This window comes from Arenibacter algicola (assembly GCF_000733925.1).
In the GTDB taxonomy this organism is placed as follows: domain Bacteria; phylum Bacteroidota; class Bacteroidia; order Flavobacteriales; family Flavobacteriaceae; genus Arenibacter; species Arenibacter algicola.
This window is the reverse complement of sequence record NZ_JPOO01000003.1, coordinates 384,831-405,195: the sequence shown is the minus strand read 5'-3', so window position 1 is coordinate 405,195 and position 20,365 is coordinate 384,831. Positions and strand designations below refer to the sequence as shown.

At 39.0% G+C, this 20,365-nt stretch carries 12 protein-coding genes and 1 tRNA gene; 4 read left to right on the top strand and 9 right to left on the bottom strand.

The genetic code is table 11. The features are described 5' to 3' along the window. Positions 1–35 precede the first annotated feature (35 nt). Positions 36–1,451 (top strand): LptF/LptG family permease, encoded by a 1,416-nt coding sequence (locus U735_RS0111920; protein ID WP_031444029.1) that lies wholly within the window; start codon positions 36–38, stop codon positions 1,449–1,451. Beyond that, entirely contained in the window at positions 1,448–2,590 is a 1,143-nt protein-coding gene (gene ribB / locus U735_RS0111915; RefSeq protein WP_031444028.1) for a 3,4-dihydroxy-2-butanone-4-phosphate synthase, read from the top strand. The genes U735_RS0111920 and ribB overlap by 4 nt, the downstream gene beginning before the upstream one ends. 75 nt (positions 2,591–2,665) lie before the next feature. Here ribB and U735_RS0111910 read toward each other — a convergent pair whose 3' ends face one another. From U735_RS0111910 to U735_RS0111870, 8 genes are all read right to left on the bottom strand, one after another. Continuing rightward, positions 2,666–6,703 carry a two-component regulator propeller domain-containing protein gene (locus tag U735_RS0111910; RefSeq protein ID WP_031444027.1) on the bottom strand — a complete coding sequence of 1,346 codons (4,038 nt, stop codon included), beginning with the start codon at positions 6,701–6,703 and terminating at the stop codon, positions 2,666–2,668. Positions 6,704–6,856: 153 nt separating this feature from the next. Then, positions 6,857–9,178 carry a GH92 family glycosyl hydrolase gene (locus U735_RS0111905; protein ID WP_031444026.1) on the bottom strand — a complete coding sequence of 774 codons (2,322 nt, stop codon included), beginning with the start codon at positions 9,176–9,178 and terminating at the stop codon, positions 6,857–6,859. Positions 9,179–9,532: 354 nt separating this feature from the next. Further along, positions 9,533–11,176, bottom strand: coding sequence for a RagB/SusD family nutrient uptake outer membrane protein (locus tag U735_RS0111895; protein WP_031444025.1), 1,644 nt, complete (start codon positions 11,174–11,176; stop codon positions 9,533–9,535). Between the two features lie 17 nt (positions 11,177–11,193). Beyond that, the gene (locus U735_RS0111890; RefSeq protein WP_031444024.1) at positions 11,194–14,271 is read right to left on the bottom strand and encodes a SusC/RagA family TonB-linked outer membrane protein; all 3,078 of its coding nucleotides are present in this window, start codon (positions 14,269–14,271) and stop codon (positions 11,194–11,196) included. A gap of 430 nt (positions 14,272–14,701) precedes the next feature. Beyond that, on the bottom strand, positions 14,702–15,490 hold the full coding sequence (locus U735_RS0111885) for a 3-keto-disaccharide hydrolase (RefSeq protein WP_031444023.1): 789 nt from the start codon (positions 15,488–15,490) through the stop codon (positions 14,702–14,704). Positions 15,491–15,648: 158 nt separating this feature from the next. Continuing rightward, a complete protein-coding gene (locus U735_RS0111880) occupies positions 15,649–16,845 on the bottom strand; it encodes a DegT/DnrJ/EryC1/StrS family aminotransferase (protein WP_031444022.1) in 1,197 nt (398 codons plus the stop codon). Between the two features lie 49 nt (positions 16,846–16,894). After that, entirely contained in the window at positions 16,895–17,527 is a 633-nt protein-coding gene (locus tag U735_RS0111875) for an NAD(P)H-dependent oxidoreductase (protein ID WP_031444021.1), read from the bottom strand. 13 nt (positions 17,528–17,540) lie between these two features. Further along, positions 17,541–18,299, bottom strand: coding sequence for a sulfite exporter TauE/SafE family protein (locus U735_RS0111870; protein ID WP_031444020.1), 759 nt, complete (start codon positions 18,297–18,299; stop codon positions 17,541–17,543). 109 nt (positions 18,300–18,408) lie between these two features. Between U735_RS0111870 and U735_RS0111865 the strand changes: the two genes are divergently transcribed. Both U735_RS0111865 and U735_RS0111860 read left to right on the top strand, forming a co-directional pair. Then, positions 18,409–18,493, top strand: a tRNA-Ser gene (locus U735_RS0111865). Between the two features lie 250 nt (positions 18,494–18,743). Beyond that, positions 18,744–19,964, top strand: coding sequence for a site-specific integrase (locus tag U735_RS0111860; RefSeq protein ID WP_031444019.1), 1,221 nt, complete (start codon positions 18,744–18,746; stop codon positions 19,962–19,964). 67 nt (positions 19,965–20,031) lie between these two features. Here U735_RS0111860 and U735_RS0111855 read toward each other — a convergent pair whose 3' ends face one another. Beyond that, positions 20,032–20,235 carry a hypothetical protein gene (locus U735_RS0111855; protein WP_157365022.1) on the bottom strand — a complete coding sequence of 68 codons (204 nt, stop codon included), beginning with the start codon at positions 20,233–20,235 and terminating at the stop codon, positions 20,032–20,034. Positions 20,236–20,365: the final 130 nt, after the last annotated feature.

The window sequence follows — 20,365 nt, the reverse complement described above, 5'->3', positions numbered from 1 at the left end:
TCCTTTTTAATTTTCTCAGTTCGTTCGTAATACTGATGTTTATCTTCGTATTTCAAACGATATGGTTGTTTATTGATGATTTTGCAGGTAAGGGCCTGGACATTTTCATAATAGGAAAATTCCTGTTTTACCTTATGCCCAACCTAATGGAACGGGTAATTCCCTTGACCGTATTACTTTCTTCCATACTTACTTTTGGTTCGTTTGCGGAAAATTATGAATTTGCGGCCATGAAGGCCTCTGGTATTTCCTTACAAAGGGCCATGTTGCCTCTTATTGTTTTTGTTACATTTCTAGGTGGGGTCACTTTTTATTTTGCCAATAACATTATTCCTATTTCCGAACAAAAAATATATAATCTAAGAAGGAATATTGCCAAGGTTAAACCTGCGGCGATTATTTCTGAGGGAGTTTTTAGTGATTTGGAAGGTACGGAAATGAACATGAAGGTGGATCGTAAGTATGGGGAAAATGATAGGTTCTTGGAAAATGTCATCATTCATGAAAAATCCAAAACAAAGGTCAATACCACAGTAATCAAGGCCAAATCAGGTGAGCTTATCAGTAGTGAGGACTCGGATATTTTGCAGTTGGTATTAAAGGAAGGGCATTATTACTGGGATGTAAGCACTAAAAATAACAAGGAGAAGAAGAAAAATCCATTTACCAAGGCCAATTTTAAGACTTATACCATTAACAAGGATCTTTCAGATCTTAACGATGTTGACTTGGATGAGGAGCGGGATGTAAGTACGGATAAGATGAAAAACATTTCCCGCTTAACCAAAGATATAGACTCTCTAAAGGAAGACAATGTAAAATTGGTAACTGCTTTTTCCAAGAATATCGTAGGAAGAATGGGCGCTTTCGTGCCCCTGAAAAAACCAGATTCGTTAGCCCAAATTACAATCGATAAAAAAAAGAAAGAAATGGATTCTTTGGGAACCAAGATGGGTACAGATAGTATATTGGCTCTCTATCCCTCATGGCACCAGACACAGATTTTAAGCTCTGCAAAAAGTGCTACTTCCAATATTATAACAAGTATTCAAGGAAAGAAAAATGAGCTTCAAATAAAATACAAGATATATCGTCTTCATATTTTGTCGCTCCACAAAAAATACGCATTGGCATTATCCTGTATTATTTTGTTTTTTGTTGGGGCCCCTTTGGGTGCCATCATCAGAAAAGGTGGTTTAGGTTTGCCTATGGTTATTGCAATTATTCTGTTCCTAACTTATTATTTTATTGGGGTATTTGCCGGAAATTATGCCAAGGAGGGGAATATAAATCCAATTATAGGGGCATGGCTTTCTACATTTATAATGTTACCTTTAGGTGTTTTCCTAACTAGAAGGGCAACGGCGGACAAGGGGTTAATGTCCTTTGGGAGTATTTTGGATTATTTTAAGAGCGTATTTAAGAAGAAAGAAAAAATTGCTGTAACATGACAACAAAAGTTGAAAAGACCATTACGCTAAATACCATTGAAGAGGCTATTGAGGATATAAGGAAGGGTAAGGTAATTATTGTAGTGGATGATGAAAATAGGGAAAATGAAGGAGATTTCTTGGCAGCCGCAGAATTGGCTACACCAGAGTTGATCAACTTTATGGCTACCCATGGTAGAGGACTTATCTGTGCACCACTTACCGAAGGTAGATGTAAAGAACTGGGTCTGCATATGATGGTGCACAATAATACTGATCCTATGGAAACCGCGTTCACAGTTTCTGTAGATTTAAGGGGCCATGGTGTTACCACGGGCATTTCTGCCGCAGATCGTGCGAGTACCGTTAAAGCGTTAACAGATTTAAGTATTAAGGCCCATGATTTGGGTAGGCCTGGGCATATATTTCCTTTGGTAGCTAAAGAAGGGGGGGTATTAAGAAGAACGGGACATACCGAAGCCGCCATTGATTTTGCCCGTTTGGCCGGACTAAAACCTGCCGGGGTTATCGTTGAGATTATGAACGAGGATGGATCTATGGCCAGATTGCCCCAGTTGGTAAAAGTGGCCAAGACATTTGATCTAAAAATTGTGTCTATCGAAGCCTTGATAGCATATCGTATGGAGCATGATAGTCTTATCCGTAAAAAGGAAGATTTTAATATTGTTACCAGATTTGGCGAATTTAGATTGAGGGCCTACCAACAGACCACGAATAATCAGATACATTTAGCGTTGACCAAAGGCTCATGGAAGAAAGAAGACAAAGTCCTGACCAGGATTAATTCTACTTTGATCAACAATGATATTCTTGGCACCCTTACAAACAATCCGGACAAAAAATTGGAAGATATGTTCAACGCCATCAATGAAGAAGGCAAAGGGGCAATAGTCTTTATTAATCAGGAAACCGAATCCTTGAACCTATTGGGCCGCCTGGGTGAACTGAAAGAATTACAAAAACAAGGAATTTACAAAGCTCCCAAAGTGGATATGGACGCCAAGGATTTTGGTGTTGGAGCCCAAATTTTGCACGATTTGGATATAGCCAAAATTAGGTTGTTGAGCAATTCTAGTCACACCAAAAGAGTTGGGCTTGTAGGTTACGGACTGGAAATTGTGGATTACGTAAACTATTAAACGGGGTTCGACTTAAAACGAATTTCAAATTACGGACTGTAATCCCATTAAAGTAGAGATTAGTTTATACTACGGCTATTTGATCACAACACTGGGAGGATATCCGAACTGCTTCTTAAAACAACGGCTAAAATAGTAGGGGTCGTTAAAACCTACCATGGTAGATACTTCGGAAACATTGTACTTTTTGGTATTTAAAAATTGTGCTGCCTTTTTTAACCGGATGGTCCTTATAAATTCGTTTGGAGCAAGATCTGTAAGTTCTTTTATTTTTCTGTACAATTTAGAAGAACTCATTCCCAATTCCTGGCACAGATATGCAGTACTCATTTCCAAGTTATCTATATCTCCCTCTATCAATTGAATGAGTTTTTCCATGAATTTTTCGTCAATGGGCGAGTGTGTCAAGGTTGTTGCATCGCTTTCTACCTCCCCGGAGAATTTACCTTTCAGATCCATTCTGGATTGGATAATATTTTCGATCCTCGTTTTTAATAGGGACGGATCAAATGGTTTTACCAGATATCCATCTGCTCCGGAACTATAGCCCCTAATCTTATCGTCATTATCGGATAGTGCTGTTAGGAGAATTACGGGTATATGGCTTATATCCTCATCATTTTTTAGTACTCTACAGAACTCAAGTCCGTCCAAAACGGGCATCATTATATCGGCAACGCACAGTGCTGGTTTTGTTTGCCTGCATATCTCAAGTCCCTTTTCCCCATTTTCGGCCTCAAAGACTTTGTAATAATCGGACAAATAGCCCACCAAATAATTACGCAATTCGGCATTGTCCTCTACAATTAGTATCCTTTCCTTTAAATGGGTACTCTGTATTATTTTCTTACTGGGAATTAAATGGGGTGAATGTTCTATAACAGGGCTCTGACCATACTCAAAAATTTCACTCTCGTCATAAGCCTCATAATCTGTTGGAATCTTTATGGTAAATATACTGCCCTTATCGGGTTGACTCTGCACAGCTATGCTCCCTTTGTGAAGTTCAACCAATACCTGAACCAGGGAGAGTCCTATTCCGGACCCTGTATTGTTCAATTTGCTGTTGGGCGCCTGATAAAAACGGGTAAATATTTTTTCCTGGCTTTCCATTGGAATACCAATACCGTCATCACTTACTTCAACAACCAATTCCGTGCGACCATGTACCAATTGGGTGCCCACGAAAAGGTCAACATGGCCATATTTATGGGTAAACTTTAGGGCATTGGACAACAAATTATACAGCATTTTATCATACTTGTCACGATCCACGTAACCCTCGATCTTTTCACTTTCACAAATAAGGTTAAATTCAATTTTTTTGTCGTCGGCCAGTTCCTCAAAAGAGCGGAAGGTATTTCTGGTGTGCAATAAGATATCCGTTAGGGTAACCTTTAAACTTAATTCGCCAGATTGTGCCCTTCTAAAATCCAATACCTGATTCACTAGGTTCAGCAGTCGATTGGCATTTTGTAGAATCATTTGATATCTGCTCAATTGAAACTGGTTACCGCTCCCCTTACTTTCATCTATTAGTTGCTTGGTAGGGCCTAGTATAAGGGTTAAGGGGGTTCTAAGTTCATGGGATATATTGGTAAAAAACCTTAGTTTTTCATTGCTCAATTTTTCATCCCGTTCCCTTTTTACTTTCTCCAGCAACAATTGGTGTTTTAATTCAAGTCGTGCTTTCATCTGTTTGCGTACCACATAGAATATTAGGGACAACAGTAGTATAAAGATGATCAAGGACTGGTAGGTAAGCCAAAAAGGTGGAAGGATTTTTATTTGGTAGGAAGAGACATCACTCCATACCCCATGACCGTTCATGGCTTTTACCTCAAAGGTATAATCGCCAAAAAATAGATTGGTATATTGGACTGTGCGTTGCCGTATGTCGACGGTATTCCACCCCTTGTCAAAACCCACTAATCTATAACTATACTTGTTAAAGCGCTCACTGGTGTAGGAAGGACTGGAAAAAGTGAGTGAAAAATTCTTGTTTACATTTTCCAAAACCAGTTCTCGACTTAAATTTATGTCGGAGGCAAGTATTTGCTGATCGTTCAAAGTACTTCCTACTTCCAAATCGGTATTTTGAATTTTGATATTCGTAATCAGGGGAGCTGGTGAAATGTCATTGTCCTTGATATCCGAGGGTGAAAAGGAGATAATTTCGTTTTTGCCTCCCAAATAGATATGGGAATCATCGGCGTAGTAAAAGCCGGTTAGGCTAAATACGTCCAACCTATTACCACTATCGGTATAATATATTTTTAGTTCATCGGATTGTGTTTTGTATTGCGCAATCCGGTTATTGTTCATATTTAGCCAAAGGTTTCCGATGGTATCGGATACTACATCGGTTATCCAGCTGCTCCGTAATTCAACAGGCTCGGATAAGGGGACAAAATCATCCAAGTCGGGATCGTAGTAATCCAATCCTTTGCGAGTTGCGGCCCAAATTTTCCCTGTTGGATCAATAGTGATATCGCTGACATTTTTATGTGAAAGACCCATGTTTTCCCCTAAATCGGCGTTATATACATGCGTGTCTCCACTTACTGGGTCAAATTTAATAACTCCTGTTTGGGTGGCAAACCAAATAATACCTCTCTTATCTACTACACATTTATTTATGGGGCGTGAAGGTAGCAGCACCCCGGATCCACCTTCAGGTAGCAAAGTTTCTGTATTGATAATTGCCGCCCCTTCTCCGTGGGCCCCAACTACCATGGATTTGTTTCCTAAGTCTGCAAAAGCAAGAATTGGTGACCTATTAAAGCCAACATCCTTCACGGACGCTTTACCAGAACTGTAGTCGTAACGTAAAATATGGCCTTCCCAAAGACCACAATAAAAGATGTTACCATCAATAGTAAAAATACTGGCAATGTCCTTTTGGTTATTGAATAGGGGTCGGTAACCACCATTATCTGAAATAAACAAACCATTGTGTCTTGTTGCCACTATGATTCTGTTATCCTTGGTTTTTGCAAATCCACGAATACGGGGTACTTGATTGCCTATATATTGGGAAATATCCGAGTTATAATTAAATTGATTATTATAAGGATCGTATTTCTCTAGGCCATCTTCCGTTCCAATCCATAGCACACCTGAGGCGTCAAAATACAATGCTGCCACCAAATTGTCTACTAGGGAATCATCATCTGATAATTCTGAGTAATACCATCGGTATTTTTGCAGCATAATGTCCTCCAGTTCATCTACGACTAGGATACCGCCCAAGGTCCCCAACCAATATTCACCGCTGGGCGCCCTGGCTACGGAGATAAAGTATGGCCCCAATTTATCCCTGACCTTGGAATCTTTTAAATACATATTTTTAAAAGAATCGGCCTGAACGTCCAATTTATATAGTCCTCTCCTACTCCCCACAAATATATCCGATTTGTGGTCTTCATAGACGAAATTGACGTATGGGTTTTTTTCGGTCGACTCCGGAACTTCCAAGGTGTACTCCCTTATTTGTGCAATGTTACCTGTATTGTCCAAGGAAATTTTGGCAATTCCCGCGCTTCCATAGCTTGCAAGCCAGATATATCCTTTGGAATCTTCAAAAATGTCCTTGATGTAATTATAACCATCCAGTTCAACTTTCTTAAAGTGCTGGTTTTCGGGATTATAGATAAAAAGGCCTTTATCCCTGGTTCCCACCCACACTTGCTTAAAGCGATCTACATGCACGGCCCTGACCTCCCCGTCCTGCAGGGCATTTGGATCATTAACATTTGGAAGGAAGGTTCTGAAGATGTGGGAATCCAACTTATAAAGGACAAGTCCCTTTCTTGTACCGATCCATAATTGATTGGATTCTCTATCCAATTCCAAATCTGTTATATCATCGTCCGGGATGGTGTTGTTAAGTTCGGGAGAGCTGGTATAAGTTTTAAATTCATAACCGTCAAAACGGTTTAGTCCTGAAAAAGTACCCAACCACAAAAAACCCTGATCGTCCTGAATAATATGCCTTACGGAATTATGGGACAGACCATTGTGATCATTGTAGTGTTCAAACTTTATTTTCTGGGCGTGAAGGCTCCAAACGGAGACCATAAATGCCAAGAGAATTTTAAGTTTGTTTCCCATAATGTAATTATACTAACTATTAAAAAGCCAATTTATGGTCTTTGGTTGCTCTAGTTTAAAAACCTCAAATAAATTAGACCTAAAGTGGACCAATATATTTGAGGTGTTTTATGTATTGTTCCTGAAAAAATCTAATGCATCACTTTATCCTTATTATTGCTGTGAATTCATTGAAGGTACAGATCCCATGGTAAAGTCCAAAGTAGCCCCTTTTAGAACATTGGAATGGCTAATGTGATTTTGGTCCGATACCATGCCGTTTATCTTTACAGAATTTAAATAAGGTTTATCCGAAGCCGTACCTGGGGCATTGATAACCAATACTTTGCCATTTTGCAAACTTATGGTTATTTTATCAAAAATGGGACTGCCAAATTCATAAATAGGATTGTCCTCGGTACCACCGTTCATTTGAAAAAGCCCTATTTTCATCAGTACTGCCAAACTGCCCATTAATCCTTGGTCTTCATCCCCGTTGTAACCGGTCGAGGGAGACAAACCGCTAAAGGCTCTATCCACTACCTTTCTGGACCAGAACTGTGTTAAATCCGGTCTTTCCAATTTATTGAAGACAAAGGCAGTCTGCATGGAAGGCTGGTTGCCATAATTGATCGGGATTTTTCTATATTCCGGATGCAATTCCAGGGCATGTGAATTACCAGAGGTGAATCCAAGTTTTTCCGCCGTTTCAAATTGAAGGTTGAGTTTCTCCACGGCCTTTTCATTACCTCCCATAAGATTTGCCAGACCGCTAAGATCGTGGGGTACAAACCAAGTTGCCTGGGCAGCATTGGATTCTACAAAGCCGTGCTGATGTTGGTTCGGATCGAAGTTTGGTGCCCATTCACCATCTACATTTTTTGGTCTCATCCAACCTACACTCTTATCAAATACATTTTTGTAATTTAAGGAACGCTTCATGAAATAGTTGTAATCTTCTTCATTTCCTAATTTTTTAGCCAGTTGTGCCAAGGTCCAATCCTGATAGGCATACTCCATGGTTACGCCTGCGCCTTCCTGATGGCCACCAAATTTTCCTTCCGGAATGGGATAGGGTACGTAACCATCCCGGATGTAGTATTTCAATCCACCTCCTAAGGCGGTATTATGCTCATAGCCTGCCTTTTCCATAATTCCTCCTGGCATATGATTTATCTTTAAGGCCTGATATATATCCTCCAAATTTTCCGTCACTATACCTTTTTGTATGGCGCTGACAATAAAAGGAGTAGATGAGGCCCCGGTCATTACATAGGTGTAATTACCGCCTGAAGGCCCACGGGGAACCAATCCCCCATCTTTTTGGTACTGCAATAGGGATTGGACAAACTCTTCCATAATTTCAGGATAGACCAAGCCCCAAAGCGTGTTTATAGTCCATTGGGCACCCCAGAAGGAATCGGAATTATAGTGATTGAATTTTGGCTTTCCTGCCGTATCCAAAGGAAGTTGCCCAACCCCAAAAGTATCCCCAGTATTATCCGGATATGCCCCGTTAACATCACTGATAACCCTTCTACCTTGCAAGGCATGCCATAGATCCGTATAAAACCTTTTTTGGGCCATTTCCGTACCACCGGATATTTTTATTCTGTCCAAGGCATTGTTCCATTCTTCCTTGGATTCCTTTACTACCCTTTCAAAATCCCAATGGGATAGTTCCGCATCTATGTTGGCTTTGGCATTCTCTACAGAAGTATAGGATATGCCTACTTTCATCATAAGCTGTTCATTGTTATTGCCCAATCCGATCAAATAGTTTCCAGTTTCTTCATCCTTTTCGATCGACGCCACTTCCTGGTCTAAATTGATATAGAAAAATAATTTGGTGGGTTTGGGTCTTCTGGAAGTAGGGGCCATAACCAGTTCTCCTGAAAGATTTTTATCATCTATTTTAATTAGATTGCCTTCTATATTTTCACAAGGTCCCAACATGCCGTTAAGGTTGAAAAGAATAGCAGACTCCTTATTTTTTGGATAGGTATATTTATGAAAACCAACCCTTTTGGTGCTGGTCAGCTCAACATTAATTCCATATTTCTCCAAAGCTAAAGAATGATGACCGGGAGATACTTTTTCCTTGTCATGACTGAATTTGGATTTGAAATCCTTAAAAATGGACTTTTTGTTTTCTTCGGTTGTGGTTACTGGAATTACGGACAGTCCCGAAAGTTGCCAGGCATGGATATGGCTAAAACCCTGAATGGTATCTACCTTATACCTATACCCGCTTCCCCATGCACCATCCACCTCGGTATCTGGGCTAAGGTTCACCATGCCGAACGGACGGCTAGCCGATGAAAAGAAAAACCATCGCGAATTTTCGGTGTCCAATTGTGGGTATACCAAGTCTACAGGACTTATGGCGGTGGCCTCGACGGTTTCTGCTGTTTTATTTTCTTTGCACGAATTAAGGAACGTTGCTAATAGCAAGGTGCCCAGTATAGCCGATAAGGATACTTTGACTACTTTCATTTATTGTTTAATTTATTGTTCAGTTCAAAATTCAATGGATTGGATTCCAATATTTCAAAAGTAGGAAATCCATTGTTAGGTCTTATAGATTTAGGGCAATAACCTGTTACCCGTTTGGCTGTTTTAGCAATAGTTACTCCATGTTGGCAGGATAATTTGTCCAAATTTATATATAGAGATTGCTATTGCTCTTGCCCGGGTCTTTTATAATTATCCCTTCTTGACCCAAATATATCCTATTGTGGCTGTCTTATAGAAATATTTATTAAGTTTAAAAAATATGGACAGGGATCAACCCCGTCCATATTTTTAACAACAACTAACTCAAACAATAATTTCTATATTCAGTTCCTATTAATAATTAGGATTTTGCTCCATCGTGTTTGGAGATAGAGCTATTTCTCTAGTGGGTATTGGTCGTAATAAATGTTTTGTAGAATCAAAAGCACCATGGTCTATGACATGTGGGTTGTACAAATTAATTCTTTCTTCCAACTTACCCATACGTTTGAGCACTGCCCAACGGTTAGCTTCTCCTGCTAATTCCAATGCGCGCTCCTCTAAGATGACATCTAAATCAATGGCCGCATAATGATCGGCTACGCCTGTTGCCCTTTCCCTAACCCTATTCAAATGTAATAAGGCCTGAGCAGTATTTCCGGCTCCCAGGAAGGCTTCTGCGGCTAGTAAATGAGTTCCGGCAACCCTAAAGATAAAGGTATCCCGCGCACCACCGTTTTCATCATTATAAACCTCGTCATCAAATTTTTTCATGATCGGGAAGTGTGTAAAAAGTCCAGTAGAATACAAATAATTTACCCCCGGAATATCACTTGGCTTACCGAATAAGTATTGATCTGGTTGATATACCCAGTATCTATCCAATTTATCGGTAAGTTCCGTTACATCAAGTGCTTGTTTCGGGAAATATACTACAGTATCACCGGGAACAATTGTATCATCGCCCCATGCAGCCTCTTCGTCCGCATAAAGTACGCGATGTATGGTTGCGTCTTCACGAGTATCGTTGGCAGCGAATAAGGAATAGAAATATGGCGTCATCATTTGATTACCAGATGATACACCATATTGATTTGATCTACTTACACCTGGTAATTCCTGCACACCAAACATAAATAAGGAATGTTTGTTATTATTTCTATCATCTGTAAATTCATTGTTTTCCCACTGAGCAGCAAAAAGTACTTCGTCATTTACTTGATTATCATAAGAAAACACATCAGCAAACGATTGACTTCTAATATCATACCCATCGATAGCTTGAACAGCTAAATCTGCCGCTGTTTGAAAATCGTTGCTTCCGGCAAATGATTTATATGCCCTAGTCAAGTACACTTCTGACAATAGATGTTGCGCAGCCCTTTTTGAGAATCGCCCTGTTTCCGGATCATCTTCAAGTGTTGGAATAGCGGCTTCCAATTCACTAATAATTAAAGCAAATGTTTCTTCTTCCGTTGAACGTGTATAATCATTACGTATACTTAACGGCTCTTCCAAATCTAAAGCTACACCACCGTATTGTACGGCCAAATTAAAAAATGCCAATGCTCTTAAGGCACGTGCTTGGGCTATACCATAGGCTTTGGCATTTAGATTGGCATCGCTCCAACTAATTTGGTTTTCAAAACGGTTAATCGCTGTATTCGCTTTGGCAATTACGTTATAATTACTACTCCATACCCCATTGGTTTCGGGTGCCTCAAAATTATTGTAATCGTTTGAACTGCTAAACGAAGACAGTTCACTCTTTGTGGTAAATAGGTCGGTTCCTTCAAATTTATAGCCGTGATTTCTATAATAGCCCCGTGTAGCTGTATAAACTCCAACTACCAATTGATCCGCATTACCTTCATTTATAAAAGTTTCACTGGTTACATCCGAATATGCGTCCTCTTGGATAAATTCATTACAGGAATTCAATACTATTGAAAAAACCAGTAAGGCTATACCTTGTTTTATATTTTTGTTTATTTTCATCTTTAACATTTTTAAAATTATAACGACAACTTAAGTCCGAATAATACTGTTTTTATCATATAACCAGCGTTATATGAATTATTCAATCCGGTTTCAGGATCTGGGCCGGCATAATCGGTAAACGTAAACGGATTCTGAACATCTAGCGTCAACCTTAAGCTGGACATTTTGAGCTTGTCCAACAAGGCTTGAGAAGCATTATATCCTAAACCGATGTTCCCGATTTTAACAAAATCGAAACTAGTGTAATAATTATCTCCAGTTGAGGCATAATGAGCTGCAGGGAATTTGGCATCCGGATTGTTGGGTGTCCAATAATCCATATCTAACTTGTTAAATTTTGCCCTATCGTTTTGCCATGGAACAAAGTTGTTATAAAACTCCGAATGTCCATAAGAACCTTGTCTGGTGTACATTTGTACAGATAAATCCAAATTTTTATAGGCAAAAGTGTTTGTCATGCCTCCAATCCAATCAGGTGATATGGATCCAATAACAGTGTTGTCATCTTGATTTAAAACCCCATCGTTATTAAGATCGGCATACTTCCATTGCCCGGGAAAGGCATTGTAACTATGTGCTTCCGCAGCTTCATCCAATTGCCATATTCCTTCTATTTTGTAACTGTAAATAGCATCTACAGGCTCTCCAATTTGGCGTACACCATGATTTCCATAAGGAAGTTTGTCTATACCTCCATCAAGTTCTAAAATTTCATTTTTGTTCCGTGCATAGTTTAAACTTGTAGTCCATTTAAAATTTTCTGTTTGGATATTGGTGGTGTTTAGGGTTATTTCGACACCTTTGTTGCTTACAGATCCATAATTACCAATTGCCGTGCTATAACCTGATATTGCCGATAAGGTTTTGCCTAAGATGGCATCCACTGTTTTTTTGTTGTAAACTTCCAGTCCTAAACGTACTCTATTGTTAAGTATACTTAAGTCTACACCAAAGTTATACTCTTTGGAGCGTTCCCATGTTAAATCATAGTTGGCCAATCCTGCAACTTGCACACCATTTAAGTGGTCGCTTCCAAAAACATAGTCGGTTCCATTTAAAAACGCTAATGATTGATAAGGTTGAGCCACATTGTCGTTACCGGACTCACCGTAACTTAAACGTAGTTTAAGATTGCTCAACCAGTCTAAGTCTTGTAAGAAGTTTTCCTCGCTAACTTTCCAAGCAAATGCGGCCGATGGGAAAAATGCCCACTCATGCCCAACTGCCAGTTTGGAAGACCCATCATACCTTCCCGTAAAGGTGAACAGATATTTATCGTTAATACTATAATTTAATCTACCAGCAAAAGAGGACAAGGTTTCTTTTTCATAGTCCGTTGCGTAAGTTTGTACATCTAATCCGGCAGCTGTATTATAATATCGATATGAGTCAGTATCAAAGTTTCTGGTTTCAATCCGGCTACCCTCGTCTTGTCTATAATATACCGACGATATTAAGGTAGTTTTTAAGTTATGTCCTTCAGCGATATCAAAGTTTAAATCAACAATATTATCCCATGAATAAGAAGTATTAAAAAACGCATTATAGTACGCACGTGTACGAGCCTCCTCATTTCTGGCAGATTTTGTTAACAGTCCGAATTGTGATCCATATCGAGTAGTTCTTAAATTAGGGGCAAATTGTGTTTTAAAGCTTATCCAATCTGCTGGTTGGTACTGTAGAAAGACATTGGTTATGACGTCCAGCGTTTTGGTATTACTTAACCATGCGTTTTCGTTAGCTTCGTAATATGGGTTTAAGAAACGACCATCTTGATCGTCAGGGAATAGAATAAGATCGCCATTGGGATCACGAGGATTCACCGTAGGCGATAAACGCAAGGTACTTCTAAACAATTCATTACTACCTGTTTCACGTTCTGATAGCGATAAATATGCTTTTAATCCTACCGTAAACTTATCGGACACTTTTTTGGTTATGGAAGTATTTAAGTTGTATCGGTCGAATTTTTCTATTCCCATTACCCCTTCATTGCTCAAGTAACCTATTGATCCATTATATGTCAACCCATTTCTACCACCGGACATACCTACATTATGACTGGTTTGTATACCTGTTTTTATATAATCGTTTTGCCAATCGGTATAGCGGCGGTTAGCCACATTATCGGCTTCTTCATTTGATGATCTAAATTCGTCCGAATAATCTACAGGTGTGTTGTTATAATCGTCCACCGTTGGGTAATAAGGTGTATTAAAATCAAAAAGCCCTTGCCAGTTTCTACTCCTTATGACATCTTCAACAAAACCTACAAACTCATCTCCATTGTACATGTCAGGCTTATTAGCAACTGAGTTTATACCTACAGTAGTTTCGTAAGTAAAGACCGTTCTTCCCTCAACACCATTTTTAGTAGATATAATTACTACACCATTGGCACCTCTAGAGCCATAAATTGCCGTAGCTGAAGCATCCTTTAAAATATCTATTTGTTGGATATCAGCCGGGTTTAAAATGTTTATATCATCAAAAAAAACGCCATCGACCACGTATAATGGGCTAGAAAGGTCGGCAGCAAGGTCATCATTTAACCCATCACGGGTTTCATTGGTGTTCTGTATAACGGTATTACCCCTAATATCAATTGATATTGGTGCACCGGGTTTGTTGTTATTGGCTCTTACATCAACACCGGCTACATGCCCTTGCAATGCCTGACTAATATCGGTTTTTTTCTGCTCGGTAATTGCCTGGGCATCCAATGAGGCGACTGCTCCAGTTAAGTCGGTTCTTTTAACAGATCCATAACCAATAACGACCACCTCTTCAAGACCTGTAGCATCTTCGGCTAAGGTTATGGTATAGGAAGAGGAACCGTCCAATTTTACTTCCTTACCAACATATCCTATATAGGATACTACCAATACCGCATTGGTATTACTTACGGATATGGAAAAATTTCCATCAAAGTCTGTCACTACCCCATTGGTAGTGTTTTTTACCACAACGTTGGCTCCTGGGAGCGGAATATTTTGTTCATCCAGTACGGTTCCCGTCACAGTGGTTTGTGCCCAGGAAACCGTTGATACACCCATCAAAAGGACGAGCATTAAAGATTTCAGTTTGTTCATATTACATTAGTTTGTTAATTATTCAAGGCTAAGCTTATGTTAAGAAAACGTGAAGGGATGGACATATTTCCCAAAAACATGGATAGAATTGTCAAACCCCCATATTTAGGGGTGTTAGGGCCTTGTTCGAACTAGTGAAAATCACTAAATTGAGGATAATTTTCTGATATATGAAGAAAATAACAAGCATTTATCTGTCTTATTGGTAGGGCGAAGGAGGTGATAATTGCCAAATAAGATTAGGAAATGATTATATGGGATATGTTTGGGGTATTATTCTAAAATCAATTGAGCGCAAAAAAATACCCCCAAGTAAGGAGGTATTAATTAAATGAACTATACGTTTTTTTGGCTTTATTTCTTGAAACTGATTATGCTATTTTTAATAAAATAGGAATTTCTAAATATTAAGGTAATCCTTATAAAAGATCTATAATTTTCTCAACCAAATGTTCCTGAACTGTGTTTTGTTGCCGTGATCTTGAAGGGAAATTACATCATCCCCATGGGCAGAGGGATAATTATGTAAACCTATATAGTAGGTAATTCCATTTATCACGGTATTATTTTGTACCAGAACGCCATTGTGTAGCACTGTTATTCTTGCTTTTGCATCCAAACGACCGTCTTCCTTAAATCGGGGAGCCGTATAAATTATGTCGTAGGTATTCCATTCCAACGGACTTTTCATGGCATTTACCAAAGGGGCCTCGTCCTTATAGATACTTGCAGCCTGTCCGTTACGGTAAGTTCTGTTGTTGTAGGAGTCCAATATTTGAAGTTCGTATCTATTCTGTAAAAACAATCCACTATTGCCCCGGCCCTGACTCTCTCCTTCAACCACATCCGGAGCACTGAACTCCAAATGTATTTGACAGTCCCCAAATTTCATTTTCGTGCTAATACCGCCCGATCCTGGTACTACCTCCAAATGGTCATTGTCTACAATTTTCCATGGGGCCGGCTTGGAATTATCTTTCTGACTGGTCCATTGGTCCAAATTTTTACCGTCAAATAATATAATGGCATCAGACGGAGCATCCCCTAATTTTTTTGCCGGTACCACAACTTCAACCTCCGGTTCCCATATCTCGGTCATTTGTGGTTTCATGGGCATTGGGGATACTTCTGGAGGGGTTCCCCCATGTTTGTTTTGACCTATCATTTGTATTGATAGTGCAGCTGTAAATAGGCAAAGGAAAAGAGTCTTGGTATTCATGATTTTTTGGTATTTTGATATTGGTTTAATAGTTTGTGATAAAAAAATTAAATATAGGGATAATGCTTCATTTTTATGAGCTATAGTCAACTATTTCCTTGGACGGCATTAAAATATAATCGATATGAAAAATAACATAAACAAGGAAACTAATCATTTTAGGACAGCTGTTTTTTAATGAGGTTGGACATATTGTTGGCACGGGCTATTACTTCATCTTCGGACCAACCCAATTTGATTAAACAGGAAATATTTCTGCCCACCCATTGATCAGATATGGAAAAATCGGACATATTATAATTCGGCAATCCCTCTCTTAATTCCTTGGAAAAACCATTCAGGCTATTAAAATCCTTTAAATGCTCCCATTTCCTATAGTAATGCCAATTGTTGTCGAACCAATAAAAGCAGGCATCCACGCCATTTTCAGAAAAAGCCTTGATTGTCTTTCTGGCCATTTCTTCTGTTGGCAGAAAGAAACTGAGAAAGGAATAGTTCTCAACACCATTTTTTGGGACTCGCCTAAAGCTAACTTCTGGAATTTGTTCTAGTGCCTCTTTTAAGATGGTATAGTTTCTTTTCTGGGTAGCTATAAAATCGTCCAAACGTTCTATTTGAGCAAGGCCTACGGCGGCATGCAGTTCTGAAATCCTATAGTTATAGCCCAAGATCGGATGGCCTTCCGCTCCCCTATCCTTACCAATATGATCATGTCCATGATCTGAATATTGGTCGGCGAGTTTATAAAACTCCTGGTTATTGGTAATCACTGCACCCCCCTCTCCACAGGTAATGGTCTTCACATAGTCGAACGAAAAACATCCCAAATCCCCGTAACTGCCCAAAGGTTTACCGTCGTAACTGCCACCAATGGCCTGACAGGCATCTTCCAAGAGAATTAGGCCGTGTTTTTCACAAATCACTTTTAATGGTGCCAGATCTGCCATGGATCCACACATATGAACAGGCATCACTACTTTGGTTTTATCGGTAATTGCGTTCTCCACGGCAAGGGGGTCTAGTGTAAGTGTGTCGTCTACATCTACTAGGATGGGAACAGCCCCTATGGAGAGGACTGCTTCAAAGCTTGCTACAAAAGTAAATGTCGGCAAAATAACTTCATCCCCCGCACCTACTTTGGCACAGGCCAAAGCCACTGTCAGGGCCGCAGTTCCACTGCTCACCAATTGGGCATGGTTCACTTGCATTCGCTTTTCCAGGGCCTTTTCCAGTTCTTTTGCTTTCCAATGGCCATTCCTCATGCCATCAAATCCATACCGCATTAATACTCCTGAATCCAAAACGTCATTGACCTGTTTCCGTTCCTTATCTCCAAAAAGTTCAAATCCTGGCATATTTTAATTCTTAATTATTAGGTTATTAAATTGATTTTTTGTGATTGGATCAGGGTATATGAATGATACTTTCATCCAAGTCCCTACGCACTTTTTTTAAGGTAGCAAACATATCATCGGTGGACCTGTAGCCAACAGGAAGTACCAATACAGAAGTAAGTTTTAGTTTATCCAGTCCCAACAGCTCGTCATAGGACGTTGGTTGAAACCCTTCCATAGGACAGGCATCGATTTCCTCCAAGGCGCAAACGGTAAGCAGCGTACCCAACGCTAGATAGGCCTGATTGGTGGCCCATACCCTGACCTCTTCCCTTTCCTTTTTGGAGAAGCTTTCGACCAGTGCCCCCTTAAAGGGATCAAGTATTTCATCCGAAGTATTTCTAATTTGCTGTACCCTGGCAAAATAGTCATGGATAAATTTCTGGTCAATTTGCTTTTCAATACAAATAACAAGAACGTGCGATGCTTGGGCCACCTGCTTTTGGCCATAGGAAAACTTCACCAACTCCTTTTGTAGCTCCTTATTTTGAACCACCAATAATTTGATGGGTTGTAATCCATAGGAAGTGGCTGTTAAATTAAAGGCCTGCTTTAATTTTTCCAGCTTTTCCTCTGTCAACATCTTATCGGCATTGAACTTCTTCACTGCATATCGCCATTCCAATTTCTTGATAATATCCAAAATTTATTCTCTTTTAATTAAAAAACCATAGTTTAATGGACATGAAAATAACCACAATAATCAGTAATATTTTTACGATTTTGTCCCCTTTGTCCACGGACCATCTGCTGGTCAACCATCCTCCGAGTGTTTGTCCGGAGGCCAAAGTTAAGCCTATTTCCCAATCCAGTTTACCGTTCAACCCGAAAAGTATCAAAGCTGCACTGGTGTACACCACCATGACCACAGCCTTAATGACGTTGGATTTCATCAATGTAAGGTGATTGATAGTTGATAACGCCAATAACACAAAAATACCGGTTCCTGCTTGTATGAAGCCACCGTAAATACCTATAAAGAAAAAGGAGACAATGGCCCAAAATTGTCGTTTTCCCGTAATGATTTCCTCAAAATCGTTAATGCGTATTCTGGGTTGTACAAGCATCACAATAACTATTAGGACCATTACAATGGCCAGTATCTTATTAAAGGCATTCTCATTAATATCTATGGCCAGTTTGGAACCAATTAGAGTACCTACTGTGGCTACTATGGAAAGATACAAAATAAACGGACTGGCTATTGCCTTGCCCTTACTCTTGTAGCCTGCAACATTGGCAATTCCCTGGGTAAGTACGGCTATCCTGTTGGTGCCATTGGCAACACTGGCGGGCAGGCCAAGAAAAATTAGAATGGGCAATGTAAGAAGGGAGCCACCGGCAGCCAAAGTATTGAGCGCACCAACTGCGAGACCTACCAAAGCCAAAAGCACATAATGGTACCATTCTTCCATTAGGCAAAAGTAAGTGCTTGGAAAGAATCTAGCCTAATTTAAATTATGAAATAAAAAATGGATTTTCTTTTAAAAAGAATAAAAAGGTTTCTATATTTGCACCCGCTAAGGAGAAATGGCAGAGTGGTCGAATGCGGCAGTCTTGAAAACTGTTGAGGGTCACACCTCCGGGGGTTCGAATCCCTCTTTCTCCGCTGGGAATTTACCAAATTCCACCAAAAGCCCGTAAACATTATGTTTTCGGGCTTTTTTAATTTTCCAAAATATCAAATAAAACCATAAAATATCATAAAAAAGGTGAGTAAATCGGTGAGTAATTTTGATTTTAAAAATTACTCACCGCGAAAGCTTGTAACTAACTGATATATAGTAATTTCAAGGCATTTTTTTTGTAAAAAATTATTATATTTATAACGCATTTTTTACCAATAAAATTACTCACCGATGAATAGTTCTTTCTCTACCCTATTTTATCCTAAAGGAAACGACGTTGATAAAAATGGCTTAATCCCCTTATATATGAGGATTACCGTTGATGGTAAGCGTTCAGAATTAAGTGTTAAACGCAAAATTAATCCTGAAAAATGGAATTCACAGGCAGGTAAAATGAAGGGTACAACTCATGAAGTCCGAGAATTGAATCGGTTTATGGACCATACAAGAGCTAAGGTGAATATGATTTATGAGCGCCTTATGGAGGAGGGACTGGAAGTTACACCGATACTAATTAAAAATGCTTACCTAGGAAAAAGTAAAACTAGTAAAATGACCTTGGACATTTTCCAAGATCACAATGACAAGATAGCTGCATTGGTAGGCAAAGATTTTGCCCCTGGTACTATAGAGCGTTATTGTACGGCCAAAAAGCATGTAGAAGAATATATTAAAAAGGAGTATAAGGTAGAGGATATTCCAATCAAGAAAGTTGATCACGCCTTTATTGATGGGTTTGAGTATTATTTAAAAACTGAACGCGATTGTTCCCATAATACTGCGGTAAAGTATATTACCAATTTTAAAAAGATAGTCCGGATTGCATTTGCGAATGATTGGATCCAAAAAGATCCTTTCCTTCATTGGAAAGGTAGATTAAAAATTGTAGACCGTGAATTTTTAACCGAATCTGAAATTCAGCAGATGTTGGAAAAAGAAATCAGTAATGCCAGGTTGGATCAAGTAAAGGATATCTTTCTTTTTTCCTGCTTTACGGGATTGGCCTATTCGGACGTCAAAAAGCTTTCCAATGACAACCTAGTTTTGGGAATAGACGGTGAAAATTGGATAAAAATAAAAAGATCCAAAACAGACACCCGCAGCAATATACCCATCCTGCCTTCGGCACAGGCTATTATTGACAAGTATGCCGAGCATCCTGCTATTCTAAATGGAGATAGAATATTACCTGTATTGAGCAATCAAAAAATGAACGCCTATCTTAAAGAGATAGCTGATCTATGTAGCATAAATAAAAATTTAACCTTTCATTTGGCCAGACATACTTTTGCTACCACGGTAACTTTGACCAATGGTGTGTCTATTGAATCTGTAAGTAAGATGTTGGGACATAAATCCTTGAAAACCACCCAACATTATGCCAAAATACTTGATAGAAAGGTAAGCGATGATATGAAAATGTTGAGGAAGAGATTAAAATTTAATAGCTAGATCATAGCTGTAACTTAGAAACATTTTTTTAGTCTCCTATTTTGATAATATATATTGAAATATAAGATCAATCTTTATACTTAAGGGTGTACATTCCTCTAGAGGGATTATCTAAAACCCCTTGCGTCTTTAATAAGGAAATATAGGCCATGATCGTGCTATATTTCATTTTAGGATAATCATTTTTGATGAGTTCTACCAACTGAATTTTTTTAAGGATATCTTGATCCACAAAATAAGACTGTACCTTAAGTTTAAATAAATTATTCAAAATCAATTACTTAATTTAAATCTTAACTAAATTTATAAATATTTATAGAATTATTAGAAATTTATTGTGAGATTTTTAACGCCTTTACCCAAGCAATATAAGTTGTTGTTTAGCGATTGGGGCAATTTTC

Bases quoted from the DNA above. Each gene is read 5' to 3' on its own strand.
- U735_RS0111920 (WP_031444029.1), top strand. From the start codon at position 36: ATGTTTATCTTCGTATTTCAAACGATATGGTTGTTTATTGATGATTTT.
- ribB (WP_031444028.1), top strand. From the start codon at position 1,448: ATGACAACAAAAGTTGAAAAGACCATTACGCTAAATACCATTGAAGAG.
- U735_RS0111910 (WP_031444027.1), bottom strand. From the start codon at position 6,703: ATGGGAAACAAACTTAAAATTCTCTTGGCATTTATGGTCTCCGTTTGG.
- U735_RS0111905 (WP_031444026.1), bottom strand. From the start codon at position 9,178: ATGAAAGTAGTCAAAGTATCCTTATCGGCTATACTGGGCACCTTGCTA.
- U735_RS0111895 (WP_031444025.1), bottom strand. From the start codon at position 11,176: ATGAAAATAAACAAAAATATAAAACAAGGTATAGCCTTACTGGTTTTT.
- U735_RS0111890 (WP_031444024.1), bottom strand. From the start codon at position 14,271: ATGAACAAACTGAAATCTTTAATGCTCGTCCTTTTGATGGGTGTATCA.
- U735_RS0111885 (WP_031444023.1), bottom strand. From the start codon at position 15,490: ATGAATACCAAGACTCTTTTCCTTTGCCTATTTACAGCTGCACTATCA.
- U735_RS0111880 (WP_031444022.1), bottom strand. From the start codon at position 16,845: ATGCCAGGATTTGAACTTTTTGGAGATAAGGAACGGAAACAGGTCAAT.
- U735_RS0111870 (WP_031444020.1), bottom strand. From the start codon at position 18,299: ATGGAAGAATGGTACCATTATGTGCTTTTGGCTTTGGTAGGTCTCGCA.
- U735_RS0111860 (WP_031444019.1), top strand. From the start codon at position 18,744: ATGAATAGTTCTTTCTCTACCCTATTTTATCCTAAAGGAAACGACGTT.